We start from the raw sequence: 22,043 nt of genomic DNA on the forward strand, positions 1-22,043 counted from the left end.
TTTTTGTCTTGTTGTTTTTCATAGGTTGTAAAAAATATCGACACTTATATCTATGTCTGATGTGACCCCATGAAAGGCTTGCTAGCGAATATAGTCTAATTTAGCTAGCAGTTATTTCGGTAATGCTTTGTTCAGGATAAAGAAGCCGAATATACCAGATATCAGCGAACCCACGACGATACCAAGGCGTTCATCAAAGATCATGTTGACTCCGCTTTCTTCAAAGGCAAGTGAGCCAATAAACAAGCTCATTGTAAAGCCAATACCACAGAGTGCCGCTGTGCCATACAGGCTAAGCCAGTTCATGCCAGAAGGTAGTTGGGCTAGTTTAAGTTTAATGGCAAGCCAGCATAAACCGAATATCCCCACTTGCTTACCGACAAACAAGCCTAGCGCGATGCCAACGGGGACGTTATGAAGCATTTGCTCTAAACCTATACCTGATAGATTGATTCCAGCATTGGCGAAGGCGAAGACGGGGAGAATTCCAAAAGCAACGACTGAGTGAAGGTCATGCTCCAGATCTTTAAGCGGCGAGAACGAAGGGTTCTCTCTAGATTTCATAGGAATGAATATCGCTAGAACTACACCTGCAAGTGTCGCATGAACGCCCGATTTAAGCGTTGCAACCCACATAATGATACCGATAAAAATATAAGCACTTTTGGAGATGACATTTCGTTTGTTCATGATAATTAGGAAAGGGATGCAGCCTGCAACGATTATTAACGCGCTTAGCGATAATTTATCCGTGTAAAACAATGCGATGATCAGAATCGCGCCAATATCATCAAAAATTGCTAAAGAGGTAAGGAATATTTTAAGCGAGGTAGGAACTCTGGAACCAAGAAGCGTCAGGGCACCAAGGGCAAAAGCAATATCGGTTGCAGCAGGAATGGCCCAACCACTAAGGGCCTGAGGGTCTTCGTAATTAAAGTAAACATATATAAGTGCAGGAAATAGCATGCCACCCAGTGCGCCGATTCCGGGTAAGACTATATTTCGCTTGTCGGAAAGTTCGCCTTCTAATAGCTCTCTTTTTAGTTCTAATCCGACTAAAAAGAAGAATACCGCCATCAGGCCATCATTAATCCATAGCAGTAATGGCTTCGCGATTTCCAGTGCGCCAATCTTGACTTCTACAGGGGTTGATAGCAGCAATTCATAAATTGAAGATAAGGGCGTATTAGCAAACACTAAGGCAAGGACTGCTGCAAAAATTAGTAATATTCCACCGGCAGACTCAAGCTTAAAAAAGTCAGAGATAAAGTTTTGTGGATGGTTGTTTTGTAAAGAATTCATGATTAGCCTTAGACCTTACTTATGCTTATATCTTAAGTCGTAATTTACTTGGTAGTTACTCAATAGGGCATTTATTACCCAGTTCATCAATGCATACAAATGTGATTCGAGTTTCAAATAAAACTGTATCTTTGTCTTCGCGAGCGTTTCGTACTGAAATAAAATAAGTAATTGAAGAGTTTCCCTGTCGCTCAAGGTCGACCTTAAAACAAATTATTTCGCCACAGTCGATTCGATGTTTGAATTCAACATTATCGAGTGCAACGGTAACGAATCGCAGCCCTGGGTAGTGAAGGGCGGCCGTCATATAGGCGACTTCGTCTATCCACATCAGCAAGTTGCCACCAAACAAGGAGCCTTGGTGGTTCATATGCTCAGGTAATACTAACTTATGATGTTGCATGCTGCGTAAAGCTTTAGTTGCTTCGTGACTCATTGCATCTCCTTAGATAAATCGATAACGTTATATTCTATATATTATTATCGGCTTCACCAATAGATTTCGTAGGAGATATCATGTCAAAAAATATACTTGTAACCGGAGCAAATCGTGGTATTGGCTTGTCTTTCTGTCAGTACTATAAGTTTAAAGGTTACTCGGTGTATGCCGTCTGTCGTGAAGCTAGTGAAGAGTTGTTGTCGTTGGGGTGCCAGATAATCGCAGGAATCGATGTCAGCAAAGCAGAGGATGTGGCTAGACTAGGTGTTGAGCTTCAAGGTGTGAAATTAGACCTTCTTATTAATAACGCCGGAATTCTTCGAGATGAGGTATTGGGGCATATCGACTATGATCAGCTCGAAGAGCAGTTTCGCGTGAATGCATTAGGCCCCTTGCGAGTAACAGAGGCGCTTCTCGGCAATTTGGATAGTGGTGGTAAGGTTGCCATCATCACCAGTAGAATGGGATCCATAGCTGATAATAGCAGTGGCGGTCGCTATGGCTACCGCATGTCTAAGTGTGCCTTAAATATCGCCTCAGTTTCTCTCGCGATGGATCTAGAAGATCAAGGTATTGCTGTCGGAGTCTTCCACCCGGGTCTAGTGGGTACTGAAATGATAGGAGGCTATGGCGACATTACCCCTGATCAAGCTGCTGAGCGTTTAGCTCAGAGAGTAGATGAGTTGAATCTTACGAATACTGGTACGTTCTGGCATTCAAATGGGGATGTTCTGCCTTGGTAGCTAAGTGAGGTTTAACTGACACTTTTTAATCAAACCTCGTGAGGTGGAAATGCAGTTGTTGGGTGATATTCAAAATAAGTTAGAGCGAGATTTTGGCAAGCAGTGGTTGCTGGCCAAAGATGAAATTGAGGCCTTGTTTGTTAAAACAAATTGGCGTGTAACAAATCGAATTGTACGTGCGGCCATCTATGTCGCGGACGGAGACTTCGATGAGTTAAGTCGATCTATAGAGCGTGTCCTATCAGATTATAAAGATCTTTTATGGCAGGCGGAGTATGACCGGGGAGATGATCAGTTAAGGGACTTCAATAAGAGTTTCGGTGAGCTCAATCTTTAGTTTATCGTAGAGCTTGATCTGGTGATTCTCAGTGCTGGTGTCATCTATGAGGGTAAGAAGTAAGGTGTTTCTGGGTAATCAATACCCAGAACGTATTTTTTACTATTACTGCTGAGAGAGCTTTCTAGAGAAACCTAAACCTAGTAAGCCTAGAGCAAGTAAAGCTATGCTGCCTGGCTCGGGAGTCTCAACTGTGTTACCCGTGTTTCTTCCCCAAAGCATAAAGTTAGATAAGCCGCCACCATTTCCGTAGCTTTGATTGTAATCAAACGTGCCAGTTGTTGAGCTTGTTGCAATGGATCATGCGAAGAAGTCAGAAGTGTTATCTTGAGGGTTTCCGCCAACATGCATTGAGATCACTGCTTCATCAAACTGACTCCAAAATGAACTGTGAATGCCCCATATTCCGGTAACGTCGGTGCTTCCCCAAAGAGAACCTGTATTTAAACCGATTCGTAATGGGCCATCAGCTAAGCTTAGGTCAGTACCTTCAAACCCTGCGATGTCAGATACTTTTTCCCAGCTAGGTGTGTCACCATACAGATTGTTGATATCGTTAGTGTGTGGGTTTCCATTACCAGATTCACAGACGGTGGATATGGTTAACTCTGCAGTTCGCCCTTCGCTAGTACAAATCGCTGCAAAAGATTGGCTGGCAAAGCTTAGTAACGCAATACCTGATATTATTTTAAGAGTATTTTTCATGATATTCCCTGTTAATAATTTTACATAAGGGTTTTAACGCATAAATTGTACCAATGATTTGCCTCTGTCTTTAACTACAATTAATTATCATGCTTTTTAAGTGTAAAAAATAAGGTTTTGTTATGGGGGGGTAAACTAATCTGACAGTTAATTGTGTGAATGTGAACTTGCGCATATGTACATTAAGGGTGTGTTTGGCTAAAGCGTCTGGAGGCAAATAAGCCAAATAAGCCAATGATAAAGAGTGCGATATTTGCAGGTTCTTCAATGCGAATAACTTCGGTAACTCGTCCCCATAGTTTTAGGTTTGATAAACCACCTCCACCACCGGCTAGACGCTCGTAGCTGAAACTTCCTGTCGATGCTCCATCGGACAGTTTCCAAGCAAAAAAGTCGGGGTCTCCGCCTCCATTCCCTACGCGCATTGATATTACACCCTCATTGTAAGCATCCCAGAAGGCAGAATCTAAGCTCCATTCACCAGAAACATTGCTCTGTCCCCAGTTAGAGTTTGGATCCAGTGACACCCCAAACCAGCCATCGCTACCACCAGAGGTATTGTCTTCTACTGAGCTAACTCTTTGCCAGCTAGGGGGGGTGTCAAACAAGGCGTTAATAGCACTAATGCTGGGGTTTCCTAGGCCCGTTATACAGTTCGTTGCAGGACTTAGATCGGCTGTTCTGAGACTGCTTCCGCATGAAAGTGAAAGTGCTTGATTGGATGATAATATTAGAACTAAAAATAGGAAGAGACTTTTGACAATAGACATCTTATACACCTCGAAATAAGCGTCGATTAAGAATCTAGAGTCTTGATGCAATAACAATACTTTATTCAGGTCTGGTGATGTTTTTCAGTAGCTTATCGTAATGATTGGTTCTTTTTGTGATGCAAGTCACATCATAAGTGTTAAGTAATTCGACGCTTGTCGCTGCTGATTAAGTGAGTTCTTGGGCCTTGTAAAACCTACAAGTAAAGGTCTCTAAGCGCTTTCAAATTGTCTTAGGTCAATTTCACTTTGTGAGTATTGGCCTATACTCATTTCTAGAGTTTTGTTTCTAGGGCCTAAACCTTGTTTGGGCTATCAACTTCTAACTTTGTATAGATTAAGGGAACTTAGTTTGCAGCAAGGCATACTCGCTATTTTTCGTTCAATGCTAGGTAGTCTCAGAGACCTGGCGCCGATCATAATTGTTATTGCATTTTTTCAATTTGCAGTACTTCAGCAGCCGATACCTAACCTGGTCGATATGATTATTGGTGTCATATTTGTATTGCTTGGCTTGACGTTTTTCATTTTCGGTCTGGAAATGGGCTTATTTCCGATCGGTGAGTCAATGGCTCATGCCTTAGCAAAGAAGGGTAGTGTCGCTTGGCTGATTGCTTTTGCTTTTGCATTGGGCTTTGGTACGACAATAGCTGAACCTGCCTTGATAGCAGTCGCTGCAGAAGCCGCAACGGTCGCCGCAGAAGGCGGCATGATCGAAGCAACTGAAGCCGCTAAAACAAGTTATGCCAGTGGCTTACGATTTACGGTGGCTTTTTCTGTAGGCTTGGCGATCGTTCTGGGTGTGGTGCGTATTATTGCAGGCTGGTCGATCCAATGGATGATTATTGGCGGCTATATTCTAGTTGTGATTATGACGAGTTTCGCACCAAAGGAAATTATCGGGATTGCATATGACTCGGGCGGTGTGACAACCTCAACGATTACTGTTCCTCTGGTGACTGCGTTGGGCGTAGGTTTGGCTTCATCAATCAAGGGCCGAAATCCGATGATTGATGGTTTTGGATTAATCGCATTTGCGTCGCTATCTCCGATGATATTCGTGATGGCTTACGGCATGATCATATAGTGAGCTCGGCGCTTAATGGAACTTCTCAACGATATTATCGACATTACGTTCGCCACGATTAAAGACGTGATTCCTATCGCGGCTATATTGTTTGGCTTTCAATTTCTTGTGATTCGCAAGCCTATACCCAATATGAAAAGGGTGCTGTTTGGTTTCTTGTACGTGCTGATCGGGTTATCGCTATTTTTACTCGGTTTGGAAAGAGCCTTATTTCCCTTAGGTAAATTAATGGCGCAACAGTTGACTGATCCAGCTTTTATAGCAGGAGCGAGGGATATTGGTGCCGATGCACTTCAGTGGTTTGATTATTATTGGGTCTATCTGTTCGCCTTTGCCATAGGATTTAGTACCACGATAGCAGAGCCCTCTCTAATAGCTGTAGCGATCAAGGCGAATGAAGTATCGGGTGGTGCGATCGGCATTTGGGGTTTGCGTATTGCCGTCGCAATTGGTGTAGCAGTAGGTATTTCCTTAGGAACTTATCGTATCGTTACCGGAATTCCGATCCATTATTTTATTATCTCTGGTTATGTGGTCGTCGTAATTCAAACTTGTTTTGCACCCAAACTGATCGTGCCTTTGGCTTATGACTCAGGTGGTGTAACGACATCTACTGTAACTGTGCCTTTGGTTGCAGCCTTGGGTTTAGGCTTAGCTGAAACAGTACCTGGGCGAAGCACTTTGATTGATGGTTTTGGTTTAATCGCTTTTGCTAGCTTATTTCCAATAATGTCGGTGATGGCCTATGCGCAAATTACTGAGTATTTGGCTAAGCGAAACCAACAACAGGGCTTGGCACAAGCTGAATAAGCTCTGTACAGAGTTTGTAGAGAATTTCGAATAGGGGAAAGTACATGCATTTTAAATTATTGCTGGTGTTTGTAGAGGATGACAAAACCGATAAGGTCATGAAGGCTGCGCGAAAAGCTGGGGCGACTGGTGCCACAGTGATCAACCATGCCAGAGGCGAAGGGATTAAAAAGAGTAAGACTTTTTTTGGCCTGACCCTGGAGACTCAACGGGATGTCTTGCTGTTTATAGTTGAAGAGCACTTAAGCCGGCATATATTAGAGACTATTGGACAGGTAGGCGAATTCGATACCAGTCCGGGTACGGGAATTGCCGTACAGTTAGATGTTGAAGATGCTGTGGGCGTCTCGCACCAAATACAATCTATTGCAGCTAAAGTCGAGGAAGAGTTATGAGTCATACCAATAAAACGGTTGTTAAAATTAAGGATGTCATGCGGAGTAACTACGTTGAAATGGACGGCATGATGACCGTTAAAGACGCCTTGATTCAAATGAAAGAGCATAATGCTAGCTACGTGATTATCAAAAAACGTAATGAGGATGACGAGTACGGCGTTGTGATGCTGTCAGATATCGCTAAAAAGGTATTGGCAAAAGATAAGTCACCTGATCGCGTTAATGTCTATGAAATTATGTCTAAGCCCGTTGTCAGTGTCCCACCTGAAATGGATGTGCGCTATTGTGCTCGTTTATTTGATCAGTTTGGCTTGGCGAGTGCGCCAGTTATTGATGGTAAAAACGGTAAAGTAGTGGGTGTGGTAGGTTATAAATCTTTGGTTTTTGAAGGTATTTTAGTAGAGCAGCATACCTTGGATTAAAGCGTATTACAGTATTTTGGATGGCTATGGATTGTTAGGGTGAGTGACTAATTGCGAATTCTATAATAGCCATTTATTCAGACTCTCGACTATACTGATGACAGTCTTAACTGTAACAACGACAAATAACAATAATAAATGCAATAGAGGGTCGTTATGGATCAAGAGGTCCTGGAGAAATTATTACGCGCTCAGCAATCGATTACCGAAATGGTTTCGTCGGGCGCGTCTCTACCAGAGTGCTTGGAAGAAATCTGTAGTTCAATCGAGCAGGCCTTGGCAAGCAAGGCCGGCAAGAGCTCGATTCTTTTATTGAAAGGGAACAACTTACACCACGGCGCAGCACCGAGTTTGCCTAAGGCATATTGTGACGCTGTTAATGGTGTCGAAATAGGCGAAAGCGTTGGCTCTTGCGGCACGGCTGCGTTTACTAAGCGGCAGGTGATTGTTGCCGATATCGCTACAGACCCCTTGTGGGCGGACTTTAAAGGCCTTGCTTTACCTCACAACCTAGTCGCTTGTTGGTCGACGCCCATTGTCTCTTCAACAGGTGAGGTTTTGGGCACCTTTGCTATTTATTACCCCGAGATTCGCTTCCCTGAACCTGAAGACCTTAAGTTAATTGATCACTTCACTGGCTTATCTCGTATAGCAATTGAAAGAGAGTATTCAATGCAGCGTGAACAAGTCTTGAATGCCCAGCTAAAAACATCCAACGAAAAGCTCAAAGCTTTTATCTCCGTCATTCCCGATTTGGGCCTCATTCTCGATGAAGAAGGTAATTATATCGATATCTATGGTGGCAATGGTGAGCTACTGGTTGTCAATAGTTCAGAACTTATCGGTAAAAATATACGAGAAGTGATTGATTGTGATACCGCTGTTCAGCTGACTTCTGCTATTAGGCGGGCGCTCGAGTATTCAGAGCTGGAATTTCTTGAATATACTCTAGAAGTGAAGGGGGGACGCAGGGTCTTTGAAGGGCGAATCTGTCCGATCAATCATTACTTGCCTGAGCAGCCAGAAAAAAAGCATGTTCTGTGGATCGCCCGAGATATTACCGAAAAAAAGCAGGCAGAAGAAAATATTGAGAGGCTGGCTTACTATGATCCATTAACAGGCTTGCCGAACCGTAGAATGTTTAATGATTATCTTGATTGCACGGTAGATAAAATTGCTCGCTATGATTTAATCGGCGCATTGCTATTTATGGACCTGGATAATTTTAAACGAATTAACGACTCGCTGGGCCACACGGTCGGTGATCAGTTACTGGTCAAGATCGCTGACAATCTGAAACCATTCATTGGGCCCCAAACAAATTTATCGCGCCTAGGGGGTGATGAGTTTGTCGTCTTACTAGAGTCTAAGTCTAAAAATATTGATAACGTGCATCGTGAAGCAAGTAAGCTGGCTGAAAGTTTATTAGACGTGTTCTCGCAAACCTTGACTCTTCAGGACGCTCACTATGCCGTGCGTGCGAGTATTGGTATTTGTTTGATCCATGAAAAAGCAGTTTCCGCCAGTGAAATTTTGAAACGTGCTGACTCCGCGATGTATAAAGCCAAAAAGGCAGGTGGTAACCGCTACGCATTCTTTGACCCTGAGTTGCAAAGAATGGCTGACCTTCAATTAAGAATTGAGCGTGATATTGAAGCAGCGATATCAAAGAATGAGTTTGAAGCTTACTTTCAGCCCCAGTTGGATATGGGGGGAGCCTTAGTAGGAGCAGAAGCTCTGGTACGCTGGATTCACCCAGAGGAAGGGGTAATTAGCCCCGACAAATTTATTCCTATTGCTGAGCAGACCGGCGCGATCCATCGTATTCAAGAGATTGTCCTGCGCGAATCATGTGAGTTGATCGTTGCACTAAAAGAGACTGGAGCGTCTCATGATAGGTGTACGATGGCAATTAATATCAGCGCATGCCAATTCGACGTTGATTTGGAGGAACGCATTAAACTAGTGGTAGATGAGTTTTCGCTACCTACCTCGAAGTTTAAATTGGAAATCACTGAAAGTATGCTGATGGAAAACGTTGAGATGATTGTTGAAAAAATGCAGTCGCTTAAGAGCAAAGGTTTTAGATTCTCTGTCGATGATTTTGGTACTGGATATTCCTCTTTGGCTTATCTGCACTCCTTTCCAATTGATGAGTTGAAAATAGACCGAAGTTTTATCAAACAGATAGAGAGCAAAGGGACAGCGATTATTGATGCGATTGTTTCTTTGTCACAAAGCTTCGGATTGAGGGTTGTTGCCGAAGGGGTTGAGACCCGTGAGCAACTGGAAATTCTTGCCGAGAAGAATGTTTCATCCGTGCAAGGCTATTACCACGCCAAACCAATGCCTGCCCATGAGTTTATTACTTGGGTTACCAAAGCCAAGCGTTGCGAGAACTAAAATTGAGGTCAGAGTAAAAAATTATTTTTTACTCTGACCTCAATTATTATTTAGCGAGTTCCTTGGTAACTAAATCGTATAGCTCTTGTGATCCAAACTTGGGGAGCGCTTGTTCATTAACAAAAAAGGTTGGTGTCTTGCTAACTTGCAAAGCTCGAATATCGTCCTTCTCCCGTTGAAGGCGAGCGCTTATCTCATCTGAAGTCATATCGGCTTTCGCCTGTGTAATATCTAAACCCGCTGCTTCGGCAATAGGCCAAGCTTTATCCGCAACAACTTTATGGTTAACCGTCCATTCGGCTTGGGCTATGAGTAGTGCTTCAAGTACCTCTTTGAACTTGTTTTGGAGTCGCGCAGCTTCAAGCATTCTAACGATAGCTTCAGAGCCTTGGTGAAAGGTTGCATACCGAAGTACGATGCGTACATCCTTTTCATGTCTTGCTTGAATCTCTTTTACGAGAGGGTAAAAAGCTCTGCAAGCACCACATGCTGGGTCGAAAAACTCAACGATGGTGACTTTAGCCTCAGCAGGACCAAAGCTCGGAGAGTAAGGGCGTTCATATATGCTTCCTTGTTGTAGGAGCTCGTCGCTTTGCGGGCTTTCTTTGGAGTTCTGATCTTGTTGATAGGTATACCAAGTCAAAGGCAGAGATAACAAGAGACAAATAAGCGTAACACGGGTATTCATTTTCATAACAATTGTGGCCGTTCAAATAAGAAAGCGGTCTAGTTTACAGTCATGAACCGTAGGCTCAAGCTTAAGTGTTTACTGTGTTCGTTTTATGTTTGGGAAGAGCAAGTGAAATGGTCGCCGAAAGGGCGATAAATGTACTCGATACCCATAAACATGCTTCAAGGCCATAAGACTGGAAAATCCAACCTGATAGTACGGTGCCAACTAGCCTGCCCATGGCATTGGCCATATAGTAGAAACCCACATCTAAGGATACGCCATCGTCACTGGCGTAACTCACAATCAGGTAGCTGTGCAAAGAAGAATTTATAGCAAACAGGGCGCCGAAGGCGAGTAAACCTATTACGATCACCAGCTGTGCTGAAAGCGAGCTCGATAAGGCTAGTGCGATGCCCGCGGGTATCAGCATTAGAGGCAGCGCCCAGCCGAGCGCGCTATGGCCATCGGGGGCGCGCTTGGTCGAGCTTTGCGTAATCTTGGGGGCAAAGGACTGCACTAAACCATAGGCGATTACCCAGCTTGCAAGAAAGCCTCCTACAGACCAATGGTTCCAGCCGAACTCGCTCGCTAGATAAACGGGCAAGGCAACCACGAACCAAACATCTCTGGCACCAAACAGAAATAAGCGAGCTGCTGAGAGGGCGTTGATTGCCCGACTTTTAGAAAATATTTCAGTGAACTTCGGTTTGTTCTTTGCCTTGCCTAAGTCTTGTTTTAAGGCAAACATGCTACCCAGCCAAACCACAAACAAGCTTAGCGCCATAGCAAGAACGGCACCTTGAAAACCGAGAGTGGCCAGTAAAGCGCCGCCTAAAAAGAAGCCGACACCTTTCAAGGCATTCTTAGATCCGGTTAGAATTGCCACCCACTTATACAGTGTAGTTTGCGCATCTTTTGGAACCAGCAGCTTGATCGAGCTTTTCGCACTCATCTTGTTCAGGTCTTTAGCAATGCCTGAGAGAGCCTGAGCAGCCATGACCCAAGGCACTGTGAGCAAAGTGGCAGGAACGAGCAGCATTGCCAATGCGAGCACCTGCAGAGCCAGACCAATATTCATGGTTTTGTTGAGCCCCAAATGTGCGCCCAACCAGCCACCAAAAAGGTTGGTGATGACACCAAAGATCTCGTAAAACAAGAACAGCATGGCAATTTCGAGCGGGCTGTAACCCAAGCCATGAAAGTGCAATACGACTAACATCCTCAAAGCGCCATCGGTGAGCGTGAAAGCCCAATAGTTACCTGTTACGACCAGGTATTGCTTAATTTCTGGTGAGAGTTTATTGATATTCATGGTTTTCAAATATGGCCTTAGTGATTAATTTTCTGGTCGATGAGGCCGACTTTACGAACCAGCTCAGCTGTTCGATTGGCATAGCCCCATTCATTGTCATACCACACATAAAGCTTAAGTTGAGTGCCGTTAACCAGCATAGTTGAAGGCGCATCAATGATGGCTGAACGAGGATCGGTTTTGTAATCGATAGAAACCAGTGGCCGCTCTTCGTAACCGAGTATGCCTTGTAGTGCTTCTTCAGAAGCACTTTTTAATAGAGCGTTCACTTCTTCTACCGAGCTTTCTTTTTCTAGTTCGAATACACAGTCAGTGATCGATGCATTGGCTAATGGAACACGTACCGCATGACCGTTTAACTTACCTTTTAACTCTGGAAAGATATGAGTGATCGCCGTAGCTGAACCGGTGGTGGTTGGAATCAGGCTCATACCACAGGCTCGTGCACGTCGCAGATCCTTATGGGGCGCATCGAGAATGGTCTGGGTATTGGTAATATCGTGAATAGTTGTCATTGAGCCATGTTTAATACCTAGACTTTCATGGATCACTTTAACCACCGGCGCCAGGCAGTTTGTTGTGCATGATGCAGCAGTAATAATCGGGTAGACCTCTGGGTCATACAGGTCATCGTTCACACCCATCACAATATTTAGTACACCCTCTTCTTTGACCGGAGCGGTCACGACAACGCGCTTCACACCCTGATCGAGATAGGCCTGAAGTACCTGCTTGCTCTTCATTTTGCCGGACGCTTCGATAACAATATCGCAGCCTGACCAATCGGTTTCAGAGATCGTCTTATTTTGTGTGCAAGGAATCGTATGCTCACCGATAAGTATGCTTGAACCTTCACTACTTGCTTGATGAGCCCAAATACCGTGTACGGAGTCAAAATTTAACAGATGCGAGAGTGTAGCAGCGTCGCCAGCCGGGTCATTAATCTGAACAAATTCGATCTCCTTCCAATCGAATGCAGCTCTGAGTGAGAGTCTACCCATACGGCCAAAGCCGTTAATGCCTACTTTGATGGTCATAGTGATTTATCCCTTAGATAAGAATTATTTGATCAAATTTCTCTGTTAGCTTGTTAGCCACTCAGTTACTTGGTTTCGAGTTGGAATCGACCCGCTGTGAACAAGTTCCTCATTAAGAACAACGGCAGGTGTGCTCATTACCTGATAGTTCATAATTTCTTGAGGGCTGGTTTCTTTACTAACTTGAATTTGCTGGTCTAGTTCTGTCGCAATAGCCTGGATTAGGGCTGCTGTTTTTGTGCATTTAGCACAGCCTGTACCGAGTACTTTAAAAGCTTTCATTAGCTTTTCCTTTATATAAAAGGGCTAAGGCCGTTGAATAGCCAGCCTATGAGCGTGAATGATATGAGGAGCATAACGAATAGGGTGCCAAGTAATTTCCACTGCATGACTTGCTTGAGTAGGATGAATTCTGGAAAACTAGCAGCAACAGTACTCATGCAAAAGGCGAGCGTAGTACCTACAGGTAGCCCGTTGGTTATTAAGCTTTCCATAATCGGAATGACGCCCGTGGCATTAGAATAAAGTGGAATACCGAGTACTACAGCTGCAGGGACTGACCACCATTGCCCATCACCCAAGTGTGCTTCGATCCAGCCATCTGGTACGAAGCCATGTAAAGCAGCGCCGAGACCGACGCCAATAATTACCCATTTCCATACGCGGCCAAAAATCTCTGTTGCCTCACGTACTGCAAATTGATGACGTTGTTGAAAGCCAAGCGCTTGAGCTTTTGATGCTGTAGTTTGTGGCTCTTTTCCTTGTGCTTTGGAGAGGGCTTCTGCAGCAAAAGACTGTAACCATTTTTCGGCTTTGATGGTGTCTAGAAATAGGCCGCCAAGGATCCCAACCGTCATGCCCACCAATACGTAAATAAGGGTGAATTTCCAGCCTAGTAGACTTAGCAGTAACAGTATGGCCACCTCGTTAATGAGTGGTGAGGTAAGCAAAAAGGACATAGTAATTCCTACGGGAATACCCGCTGAGGTGAAACCTAGGAATACGGGAATGCTGGAGCAGGAACAAAACGGCGTGATTGCGCCAAAACTCGAACCCATTAGGTAGCCAATCCCTCGATTTTTTTGTGCCAGGTAATCTCTGACTTGTTCAATGTTGAGGGAGGCGCGTATCAGTGCAATTAAGTAGATCATAACAACGAGCAGAACAAAGATTTTGCTAACATCTTCAACAAAAAAATGCAGGGCGTCACCGAGCTTGGTTTCCGGGCTCAAACCCAATATGTCAAAAACAAACCAGGCGGCAAGATCAGTAAATATCTGAAACATGTTTATCTACCCTCGTTGAAGAATATCAATTGCATGAAAGCACTCTATCTGGACGGGTTTTCATCGTTTCTAGTCGCCTGATGTTCATACTGAATTCTGAAATATTGGCGTCGCATGTTTGTGCTAAAACTGACTTAGCCCAAGATGGTAGACTAGGGTTTATCCTATAAAATACCCATTGCCCCATGCGCCGGTCTGTCAGAATGCCTGCTTTTTTGAGTAGTGCCAGGTGCCGGGAAACTTTAGGTTGCTCATACTCCAATGCTGCCATCAGTTCACAGACGCATAGCTCACCTTCATATTGAATCAGCATTAGGCATTTAAGCCTCAGCTCATCGCTCAGACTCTTGAATAATTGTAATGGCGATAGCTCGTTTGAATGTTGAGCATCAAGTATTGCTTGATTACTTTCGATTGCAGCAAAGCTATTAATTCGACGATTTATTTCAGTTAAGCTCATATGAAAACGTTCGATGTCGCTTAGGTCATCACCCTTAGATACCTTAGGGTCACTGAAGCTCCATTCTAATTTCTTCTCTTTTGCACCGAGTGATTTACATTCTTGAGTCGCCCTGTCACAAAGGGTAACTACGTAATCAAAATGTTGCCCGGCGAGTTCGTCAATATGCTTTGATTGATGAATGTTTTCGATACCGTGAGTTTTAAGAGCTGCCAAGGTTAGCGGGTGAACTGTTTCAGGGTTTGTGCCAGCACTAAACGCTTCGAATCGATTACCGTGATGGTAATTGAGTAGGGCTTCAGCCATTTGTGAGCGAGCTGAATTACCGGTGCATAGAAATAGTACGCGCTTCTTCATAATAGATATGATTCATCTTGATGATATATTTATATATGAATAAAAGTATATATGAAAAAACATATATTTAAAATTAGAAAAACTTGATTCGCGATTCGCCATATAAAAATGGTATTGATAACAGACTCAAACTGAGGTTGAGCCTAATCGGACATAGGAATAATATTAGTGTGTAGGGAAGCAGCCGGTTAAAGAAAGAGAGCGAGACCATTAGGGTTCGCTCATTACAGATTAGTGATAATTTAATTCCATCGTATACAGGCTATTGAGTATAGCTTGCTGATGATTAGGAGACTTTGAATTGATTGACTAGTTGTTCCAGTTCAATCGCGAATTCAGCTTGTTGCTCAGACAGTACGCGAGTGGTGCCAGCATTTTCTGTGTTGACTTCAGCGTGATCCTTAATGCCAACAATTTTCTCACTCATATCTTCAGCCACAGCACTTTGTTCTTCAGCGGCTGTCGCGATTTGGGTACTCATATTATTGATTTGATTGACCATATTGGTGACATTTTCCAATGAGTGGTTGGCGGTATTGGCTTGCTCTACAGTTTCATGGACCTTAGAGAGGCTTTCTTCCATCACACCCACCGCATTTTCAGCGTTTTCTTGAAGCTTATTAACGATGATGTCAATTTCTTCGGTTGATTCTTGGGTTTTACCTGCCAATGTTCTGACTTCATCTGCGACGACCGCAAAACCCCGGCCTTGTTCACCTGCTCTCGCGGCTTCAATGGCAGCATTAAGTGCTAGAAGGTTGGTTTGTTCAGCAATACCACGAATTACTTCCATAACTTTACTGACGTCTACGCAATCCTGTCTTAGTTCATCTAGTACGGTTTTTGTATTACTGGTTGTCTGCTCTAATGACTCGACGACATTGACGGCGGTATTAACAGTTTCTTTACTAGAGATTGTCTCGTCATAGGCTTCATTGGCGCTTTCAGAGGTGCTGACGATATTTTCGGCGACTTCTGAAATAGAAGCAGCCATTTCCGTCATAGCTGTAGCGACAAGTTCAATAAGAGCTTGTTGCTCGTCGAGGCTTCTTGAATTATCTTGGCTAGCGACTGTCAGTTCAGCAGAAGACTGGCTTGTTTGACTTGCAGCCTGGTGAATCTGCTCCAATACATGCTCAAAACTGCTTAGCATTTCATCGAAGTGTTGGGATAGCTCAGCGATTTCGTGTGAGCCACTTATGTTTGAGCGAATTGTCAGGTCCTTATCATGATTAATCTTTCGCATGACATGGGTTAGCCTTTGGATAGGAGCATTGATGGATCGGAATATGGCTAAATTAATAATAAGAATAATCACAGTCAGTACGCCGGTTATCATATAGAAGGTTGACTTACTTCGTGCTTTGGTTGCCTCTAACGAACTGTTCATCATGGCAGATAACGAAGTAAGCTGTTCCTCGCTTTGATGGATGGTAGCACGTAGCTGACCGAGCAAGCCTGTTTCGGGGCTTAATCCAAGTTCTTGTGTCTTAACCGTTAGCTTTCTAAAGTCATAAGCGTAAGCGTTCAGGTTTTTTCTGACCTGGTCTTTAATTTGCGAAGGTAGCGCTCTGCTATCCAAAGTAGACATTATTGCCGCCATATCAGTATTAAACTTATCGATGTATTTTGTGTCTAGTCGCAGCATAAAGTCTTTTTCTCGACGACGTAACATAAGTGTTTCCGCAAGCAGTTGGTAGTCTTTTAGCTCAGTAATAGCGGACTCAGCACTGTGTACTGATGCTCGAAGAGTACCGTAAAGCCCGGTTTTAGGTGTTAATCCTATTTCTTTTTGAGTTTTCGATATGGTTAAAAAAGTTTGATGATAGCTTTTTATTATGTCGCCTAATTTGGTGAGATTATCTTCAGTGTCAAACCCAAGTGAGTTGTTTAATACTTTTAGTTCGCTAATTTCTTTGTTTAGCTTTGCAACATTATCAGAGAATCGTGTGACGTATTTTTCATCTTTCCTGGTGAGGAAGTCCTTTTCATTCCGTCTCAAGGTAAGCATGTTAGAGTTAAGCTTTTCAATGGACACAAGCGAAGAAGCTGACTCTGATAGTGTCTTGCTAAAATTGAGCTCGACTAAGATGATTGTAAGCATACCAACTAATGTAATAGTGCAGATTGATAAGAGCTTAGATTTAATTGATATGTTATCTAACAGTTTGGACATATTTGACCCCCTATTGCCTATTCCAGAAGCTCGTTACCTATGAAGTTGAGCTGTATCACAGATAGTATAGTTGAGTTTTGACTTTTAGGAGCTTGAAAAATGGACTTTTGTATTTGTGTGTTTAGGCGCTCAAGAGATGGTTATCCCAGGCAATTTTGAGGCCTGGGTTGGATAAGTTTTGACTAAGTTCTTTTGTTGTATTGTTGTAGTGGTAAAGGTTGCCTAAGCCGTTGGAAATAACAAATTCATTGTTTCGATAGCTGGTTAAACCGCAGCCATCTTTACAACGAAGACTGCTTAAATAGATTAATTGATCAAAGTCCCAAAAGGTAATCAAATCTCCTTTGGGTGAGGAAACCGCGGCAGTTTTTCCTATGGGGTCAAAACAAACGCTGCCACAATAATGCTTCATGGCATAATTAACATCATCGGGTGCCCAAAGAGGTTTGAGGTCTTTCCCTCGTTGGTGGTGGGCAACCAAGGGAACGCTGTCAGTTTTATCTCCTTGATACTGTAGGCCGATCACCACTTCATCTCTTTGGTTGATATCGATGTGACGAATGCTCAGCTGGTGGTATTCCTCTTTTAACTTTACTTGCTCTAGTAAGTCACCACTCGTAAGCGAGACATAAGTTAGTGAAGGGGACATGGTATCGAGGTTCAGCTTTACACGACCTTTATCCGGGTGTGTGAGAATACCTCCATTGGCAATAACTAAAGTATCCGTGTCGCTGCAGAGCTTTATTTCATGTGGACCAATACCATGGCTTGAGAGCTGGGCGTGTACGCGATAATCGTTGAGCACATCTCTCACAAAAAGCCTTCCTTGACCCGAATCTATGTGATTTTCAGTGCTGACCAAATAACGTCCATCAGGTGTGTAAAGAGCATGCCCGTAGAAGTGGAAACCCTGTTCAGGCTGAATATGTTTTATCACTCTGCCTGATTTGATTGAAGATACGATTATGTATTGACCAGGACGCCGCCCAATGACTGCTATTTCTTCTTTATGAGGGTGCTTGATCACCTGGTGAGCTCTGGCGGGAAGCTTAAGCCGACTGACAGGTTCGCCATTTCCTTGTAAGCAAATTACCCAATGCTGACCGTGTCTATCCCTAGCTGCACTAATGAGCAATTCTGAGTCGTTTTCCTTGGCGAAGGCATTGAATGGGCTGAGTAAGCTGCTTGCGACTATAGATCCAAGGAGCTGTCTTCGGCTTAGCCTTGTGTTTTCTAATGTCGAGAGTTTGTCAGTCATTAATCACCATCTCGACTGTTAAAGCCAAGGTGAATACCCAAGGCCGATACTGATGTTTCGAGCTCCTTGTGTAAGGTGCCTATTTTCTTATAGATGTCTAATGTTGCCTGGTAGCCTTCAGCTGTTCTGACTGCATTTTCCAAAGGTGTATTGATCTGCTTAATTGCATCGACCAGGGCCGTGTATTGATGGCTAATTGAATGGTATCTTTCAGGGGGGAGTATGTTGGCTAGCCCTTCAAACATAAGCTGAAGGCTAAGAATATTCAACTCAATATTGCGCAATGAGCGTTGGCTTCTCCATGATTCCAGTCGCTTATATTTTTCTTTCCCAAACGCGCTGCCAAGCGGGCGTTTAAGCTTTAAGTCTCGTATGACTTCCAAGGGTTCGATCATTGTTTTTAATAAAGCTGTGGCGGCGTCGATGTCGTCTTCGAAGTAGCCGTCTAGTTGTTTAGCGTCGGCAAACTGGCCACGCATATGCTTAAGCCACTCGCTATGTAGTGATGTACTGATCGTCGAAACATTCTGAGAGATCGTCGTTAATACATCGCAGTGGAACTTATTTGCCTTGAGTTCATTGAGCGCCGATTGTTTGAAAAGAATTCTTTCAATCGCGGGTAAGCCTTTAACGCTAATGCTGACACGCTGGAATTTATCTTCATTCAGCAATGTTTTGTCGTCACTTGCTAGAAGAACACCTAGGTGTTTGCCGATATGATTCTTCTTGTCGGGCCAGAACTGTAAGCTATGGCTGCGCATTGAAAACTCTATGGGGCCAAACGTGATATTTTGAATAGATTGCCAGGCATCCATCGTCTTGTGGAAATCACCGATGCTATTATCTAGCGCCTCTTGAGAAGGGCTTTGGCAGAGGCCTTGGGTGCTCTGCTGCAAAGCCTGAGAGGCAGCGCTAAGCGATTGATAAAACGGGATAACAAAGCTATTAACTGTCGCATGGTTGAAGTTTTTCCAGTCAGCTTCACTTGGGGCGGCATGACATACAAATGAGAGGATACAAGCTAAGAAAATACTGGAAATCGTAGAGGTTCTGTTCATTAAAGTGATTCCAAAAAAGTAAGCAGTTGTGCGCGTTGCTCTTGGGGCATTGTTTGTACGGCTTGCTTGGCAGATTCGGCCTCGCCGCCATGCCACATAATTGCTTCAAGTATACTGCGTGCGCGGCCGTCATGCAGAAGAAAATGGCTGCCATTTACGTATTTGTCTGAACCGAGCCCCCAAAGTGGAGCGGTTCTCCATTCCTGTCCGTTTGCCTTAAACTCGGGTCGATTGTCCGCCAGCCCTAGCCCCATGTCATGCAGTAATAGATCGGTGTAAGGCCAGATGGTTTGCATGTTAAGAGAAGTTTGCTCAGTATGCCCGGATGTTTGATAGCTTGGAGTATGGCACGCGGCACAGCCAGCGGAGTGAAAGACGGCTTTTCCTTTATTGACCATTTCTGCATTGTCTATTTTTCGAATGGGTACCGCGATATTTCTTGTATACAGCAATAAAGCATCGGTCATCGCCTTTGGCGCTTCCATGTGGTTGATATCCGGGGCTTGGCGGGTGCGGTTTCCATGGGCTTGTTTTCGGCAGCTTGTTTGTGAAGGAGTGCAGTCGCCCCAATGTTGTGGAAATAACGGTGTACTAATGCCGAGATCCCCCTTGAACGCGCTAGCGTTTTGTTGACGAAGGTTGGGGGTGCCTGCTTTCCAGCCAAAACGGCCAAGTGCCGGTGCTTGTTTTTGCTGATCCCAAACCCAATTGGCTTTGCCTGAAATACCATCTTGGTTACTGTCGTCTGGGTCGGTTTTAGAAAGAATGTCCTGTTCATTTATCGCTTCGATAAGACCCAATCCGATCATGGGCGAGGAAATACGTGGCGAAATCATCAAATCTTCATCCATTGGGCCATACTGAGGCGCTATGATTTGGTAATCCGGCTTTCTTAGGCTAACCATTTCGCCTTCGCTTAGCTGAATTTTTTGTTCTGTATAGCTGACTCGTAGCTGTGCCTCAGCTTGTCCACCCGGGTAGGCAAAGGTCTGTAGCTGAGTGCCATAAGTAGGCTCTGGTATTAGCCCTATGAGGCCACTTTCCAGTGCTCGTTTTTGCTCGGCAGTTTTGGCTGGAGTGCTAAGCCGAAGAAATAGTGCAGGGGAGGTTTTACCTTCTTCTTTTAATATGCCTCGACCATTCTTCTCGTGGCAACGGGAGCAGGATCTTGCATTGTAGAGTGGGCCTAAGCCATCACTTGCGGTCGTACTTGAGGGGGCAAATACCCAAATTTTTTCAAAGATGGCCCGGCCGATTTTAAAGTCGAGCTTTGTCTCCATATCCAGAAGGGGGGAGGGATGATCAAAACTGTTTCGTTGTTTGCTTTGGCCAGCACTATGTTGACCTGATGGGTAGAGTTCTCTGGCACTATGGAGTTTGCTATTTGAAGCGAGGGTCGAGTCAGCATTTATGTAGAGTAAAAAGCTGACCGCTAAAAGAGGAAGTGCGAAGATGGTTTTATTCATAGCTACCAAAACGCCCGCTTGTTAGGCGGGCGTAAATAAACAGGTGCGTCACCTAGTTGTTAATTACTCTGCTACAGCAGAAGGGTTGTCCAGGCTGTCAGAACCTTCAAAATCAATATTGCTGAGGCCTAAGACCTGAATGACCTTTTCAGTTGTTTTGGCTTGAGCAACGAGTGCATCAACAAAGTTCTGAACGATTTGGTTGCCCGCAGTATTACCTTCACCGATCAATACATCAAAAGCTTGGCCTTTAGCCGCCGCGTCAACCATTGCTTGAGCCGTCGCTTGAGTAGCATTAAGCTTACCCAGCATTTCAGCATCCAGTGCTGGGTCTGCTTGCTTCACTAAGTCAGAAAGGCTTGCACCATCTACTGAGTTGTTGTTGATGCTCTCATACTGACCCATATAGACATTCTTGATGCCCAAGGCGTCATAGTAGTGGGAGTTATGAGTGTTATCCGAGAAGCAGTCATGTTCTTCTTCAGGATCGTGTAGCATCAAGCCAAGCTTAGTCCGCTCGCCAGCTAGCTCGCCATACGCAAGGCTACCCATGCCTGTCAGCATGGTTGCCAAGGCACCTGCTTCGCTTTTAGCGGTTAGCTCAGCAACTGATGCTCCGCCTTCTTTCCAGTTATTGGCCATGTCTTCTAGGTCTGAAATCAATAAGCTTGTTGCTGCTTGAAGGTACTGACGACGGCGCTCACAGTTGCCACCGGTACACTTATCAAGTGAGAAATCGCTTGCTGGGCGAGAGCCAGCACCAGGGTTGTTACCGTTTAAGTCTTGGCCCCACAGCAAAAATTCGATGACGTGATAACCCGTTGCAACGTTAGACTCAACTTCGTCAATTTCATGCAGAGTGTTTGCAAGTAGTTCTGGTGTAATTTGGCTAGCATCTACTTTCTTGCCGCCAATCATTGGTGCAGGGTTGGCAATGATGTTAGCAGCATAGAATGGGTTTTCATCAGACTCAGCACCATATGAAGCATCAACATAGTCGATCAAACCTTCATCAAGAGGCCATGCGTTGACTTTACCTTCCCAATCATCAACCGATGCGTTGCCAAAACGGTAGACTTCTGTCTGTTGGTAAGGCGCGCGTGCCGCAATCCAAGCGTCTTTAGTTTTTTGCAAATTGGCTTCGTTAGGATTAGCTAGAAATTCATTGACTTGAGCTTGCAGTGCTTGAGCGGCGCTTAGCGAGTCCTGATAGTTTTCTTTAGCGATATCAATATAAGTATCGATAACTGAAGCTTGGCTAGTTTCTTTTGTTTCCATCATTCCGCAGCCGGATAGGCCCATAGCGGCGACTGAGCCTGTGAGGACAAAGTTTCTAATGGATGATTTTAGAGAAAGCATGGATAACCCCTGAAAGTTAATTTTAAAAATGACCTAATGGACCAATATGGCGAAGATGATATTCTAAATGATAAGTATTATCAATAAGATTTATAGTCTAGTCAGTGATTAGGCTTTCATATCGTTTATCTGTCAGTAGTTTTAAAAATGCGACTAGCGCATCAATACGCTTGTCATCTAGCGCA

General features: G+C 44.1%; 23 protein-coding genes. 7 read left to right on the plus strand and 16 right to left on the minus strand.

Annotated features, from left to right (window positions below; translation table 11 throughout):
* Positions 1 to 111: 111 nt before the first annotated feature.
* Together nhaA and A3756_RS25045 are read right to left on the minus strand one after the other, a co-directional pair.
* The gene (gene nhaA / locus A3756_RS25040) at positions 112 to 1,302 is read right to left on the minus strand and encodes a Na+/H+ antiporter NhaA (protein WP_068511248.1); all 1,191 of its coding nucleotides are present in this window, start codon (positions 1,300 to 1,302) and stop codon (positions 112 to 114) included.
* 55 nt (positions 1,303 to 1,357) lie between these two features.
* Complete coding sequence (locus A3756_RS25045) at positions 1,358 to 1,738, minus strand: acyl-CoA thioesterase (RefSeq protein WP_197475850.1); 381 nt, start codon at positions 1,736 to 1,738, stop codon at positions 1,358 to 1,360.
* Between the two features lie 80 nt (positions 1,739 to 1,818).
* Here A3756_RS25045 and A3756_RS25050 point away from each other — a divergent pair, with 80 nt between their 5' ends.
* Positions 1,819 to 2,484 carry an SDR family oxidoreductase gene (locus tag A3756_RS25050; protein WP_068511247.1) on the plus strand — a complete coding sequence of 222 codons (666 nt, stop codon included), beginning with the start codon at positions 1,819 to 1,821 and terminating at the stop codon, positions 2,482 to 2,484.
* Positions 2,485 to 2,533: 49 nt separating this feature from the next.
* Positions 2,534 to 2,821 (plus strand): hypothetical protein, encoded by a 288-nt coding sequence (locus A3756_RS25055; RefSeq protein ID WP_068511245.1) that lies wholly within the window; start codon positions 2,534 to 2,536, stop codon positions 2,819 to 2,821.
* 105 nt (positions 2,822 to 2,926) lie between these two features.
* Here A3756_RS25055 and A3756_RS29385 read toward each other — a convergent pair whose 3' ends face one another.
* The 3 genes from A3756_RS29385 to A3756_RS25065 form a co-directional block, all read right to left on the minus strand.
* Complete coding sequence (locus tag A3756_RS29385) at positions 2,927 to 3,043, minus strand: PEP-CTERM sorting domain-containing protein (protein ID WP_082865496.1); 117 nt, start codon at positions 3,041 to 3,043, stop codon at positions 2,927 to 2,929.
* A 78-nt stretch (positions 3,044 to 3,121) separates the two neighbouring features.
* Positions 3,122 to 3,526, minus strand: coding sequence for a hypothetical protein (locus A3756_RS25060; RefSeq protein ID WP_068554980.1), 405 nt, complete (start codon positions 3,524 to 3,526; stop codon positions 3,122 to 3,124).
* A gap of 182 nt (positions 3,527 to 3,708) precedes the next feature.
* The gene (locus A3756_RS25065) at positions 3,709 to 4,296 is read right to left on the minus strand and encodes a hypothetical protein (RefSeq protein WP_068511242.1); all 588 of its coding nucleotides are present in this window, start codon (positions 4,294 to 4,296) and stop codon (positions 3,709 to 3,711) included.
* 385 nt (positions 4,297 to 4,681) lie between these two features.
* Between A3756_RS25065 and A3756_RS25070 the strand changes: the two genes are divergently transcribed.
* From A3756_RS25070 to A3756_RS25090, 5 genes are all read left to right on the plus strand, one after another.
* Entirely contained in the window at positions 4,682 to 5,383 is a 702-nt protein-coding gene (locus A3756_RS25070) for a DUF1538 domain-containing protein (protein WP_068511339.1), read from the plus strand.
* 15 nt (positions 5,384 to 5,398) lie between these two features.
* Positions 5,399 to 6,193, plus strand: coding sequence for a DUF1538 domain-containing protein (locus A3756_RS25075; protein ID WP_068554982.1), 795 nt, complete (start codon positions 5,399 to 5,401; stop codon positions 6,191 to 6,193).
* A 44-nt stretch (positions 6,194 to 6,237) separates the two neighbouring features.
* Positions 6,238 to 6,588: a P-II family nitrogen regulator gene (locus tag A3756_RS25080; protein WP_068511238.1), complete on the plus strand. Its 351-nt coding sequence runs from the start codon at positions 6,238 to 6,240 to the stop codon at positions 6,586 to 6,588.
* A complete protein-coding gene (locus A3756_RS25085; RefSeq protein WP_068511236.1) occupies positions 6,585 to 7,013 on the plus strand; it encodes a CBS domain-containing protein in 429 nt (142 codons plus the stop codon). Before A3756_RS25080 ends, A3756_RS25085 begins: the two co-directional genes overlap by 4 nt.
* A gap of 156 nt (positions 7,014 to 7,169) precedes the next feature.
* A complete protein-coding gene (locus A3756_RS25090; RefSeq protein WP_068511234.1) occupies positions 7,170 to 9,416 on the plus strand; it encodes an EAL domain-containing protein in 2,247 nt (748 codons plus the stop codon).
* A 46-nt stretch (positions 9,417 to 9,462) separates the two neighbouring features.
* Here the strand turns inward: A3756_RS25090 and A3756_RS25095 are convergent, their stop codons facing one another.
* The 11 genes from A3756_RS25095 to A3756_RS25150 all read right to left on the minus strand — a co-directional run bounded on the left by A3756_RS25095 (position 9,463) and on the right by A3756_RS25150 (position 21,780).
* Positions 9,463 to 10,110, minus strand: a complete 648-nt coding sequence (locus A3756_RS25095) for a thioredoxin domain-containing protein (protein WP_082865497.1) — start codon at positions 10,108 to 10,110, stop codon at positions 9,463 to 9,465.
* A 64-nt stretch (positions 10,111 to 10,174) separates the two neighbouring features.
* The gene (gene arsJ / locus A3756_RS25100; RefSeq protein WP_068511232.1) at positions 10,175 to 11,401 is read right to left on the minus strand and encodes an organoarsenical effux MFS transporter ArsJ; all 1,227 of its coding nucleotides are present in this window, start codon (positions 11,399 to 11,401) and stop codon (positions 10,175 to 10,177) included.
* A 17-nt stretch (positions 11,402 to 11,418) separates the two neighbouring features.
* Complete coding sequence (locus A3756_RS25105) at positions 11,419 to 12,438, minus strand: ArsJ-associated glyceraldehyde-3-phosphate dehydrogenase (RefSeq protein ID WP_068511229.1); 1,020 nt, start codon at positions 12,436 to 12,438, stop codon at positions 11,419 to 11,421.
* Positions 12,439 to 12,483: 45 nt separating this feature from the next.
* Positions 12,484 to 12,720, minus strand: a complete 237-nt coding sequence (locus A3756_RS25110) for a thioredoxin family protein (protein WP_068554984.1) — start codon at positions 12,718 to 12,720, stop codon at positions 12,484 to 12,486.
* 11 nt (positions 12,721 to 12,731) lie between these two features.
* Positions 12,732 to 13,724 carry a permease gene (locus A3756_RS25115; RefSeq protein ID WP_068511225.1) on the minus strand — a complete coding sequence of 331 codons (993 nt, stop codon included), beginning with the start codon at positions 13,722 to 13,724 and terminating at the stop codon, positions 12,732 to 12,734.
* A 25-nt stretch (positions 13,725 to 13,749) separates the two neighbouring features.
* Positions 13,750 to 14,541, minus strand: coding sequence for a metalloregulator ArsR/SmtB family transcription factor (locus A3756_RS29390; RefSeq protein WP_068511223.1), 792 nt, complete (start codon positions 14,539 to 14,541; stop codon positions 13,750 to 13,752).
* 286 nt (positions 14,542 to 14,827) lie between these two features.
* Positions 14,828 to 16,717 (minus strand): methyl-accepting chemotaxis protein, encoded by a 1,890-nt coding sequence (locus A3756_RS25125; protein WP_068764726.1) that lies wholly within the window; start codon positions 16,715 to 16,717, stop codon positions 14,828 to 14,830.
* A gap of 121 nt (positions 16,718 to 16,838) precedes the next feature.
* On the minus strand, positions 16,839 to 17,975 hold the full coding sequence (locus A3756_RS25135; protein WP_068511217.1) for a DUF1513 domain-containing protein: 1,137 nt from the start codon (positions 17,973 to 17,975) through the stop codon (positions 16,839 to 16,841).
* Entirely contained in the window at positions 17,975 to 19,033 is a 1,059-nt protein-coding gene (locus A3756_RS25140; protein ID WP_068511215.1) for an imelysin family protein, read from the minus strand. The genes A3756_RS25135 and A3756_RS25140 overlap by 1 nt, the downstream gene beginning before the upstream one ends.
* The gene (locus A3756_RS25145) at positions 19,033 to 20,499 is read right to left on the minus strand and encodes a di-heme oxidoredictase family protein (RefSeq protein WP_068554986.1); all 1,467 of its coding nucleotides are present in this window, start codon (positions 20,497 to 20,499) and stop codon (positions 19,033 to 19,035) included. The genes A3756_RS25140 and A3756_RS25145 overlap by 1 nt, the downstream gene beginning before the upstream one ends.
* Before the next feature lie 63 nt (positions 20,500 to 20,562).
* Entirely contained in the window at positions 20,563 to 21,780 is a 1,218-nt protein-coding gene (locus tag A3756_RS25150; RefSeq protein ID WP_231872305.1) for an imelysin family protein, read from the minus strand.
* Positions 21,781 to 22,043: the final 263 nt, after the last annotated feature.

The organism is Oleiphilus sp. HI0086, from assembly GCF_001635225.1.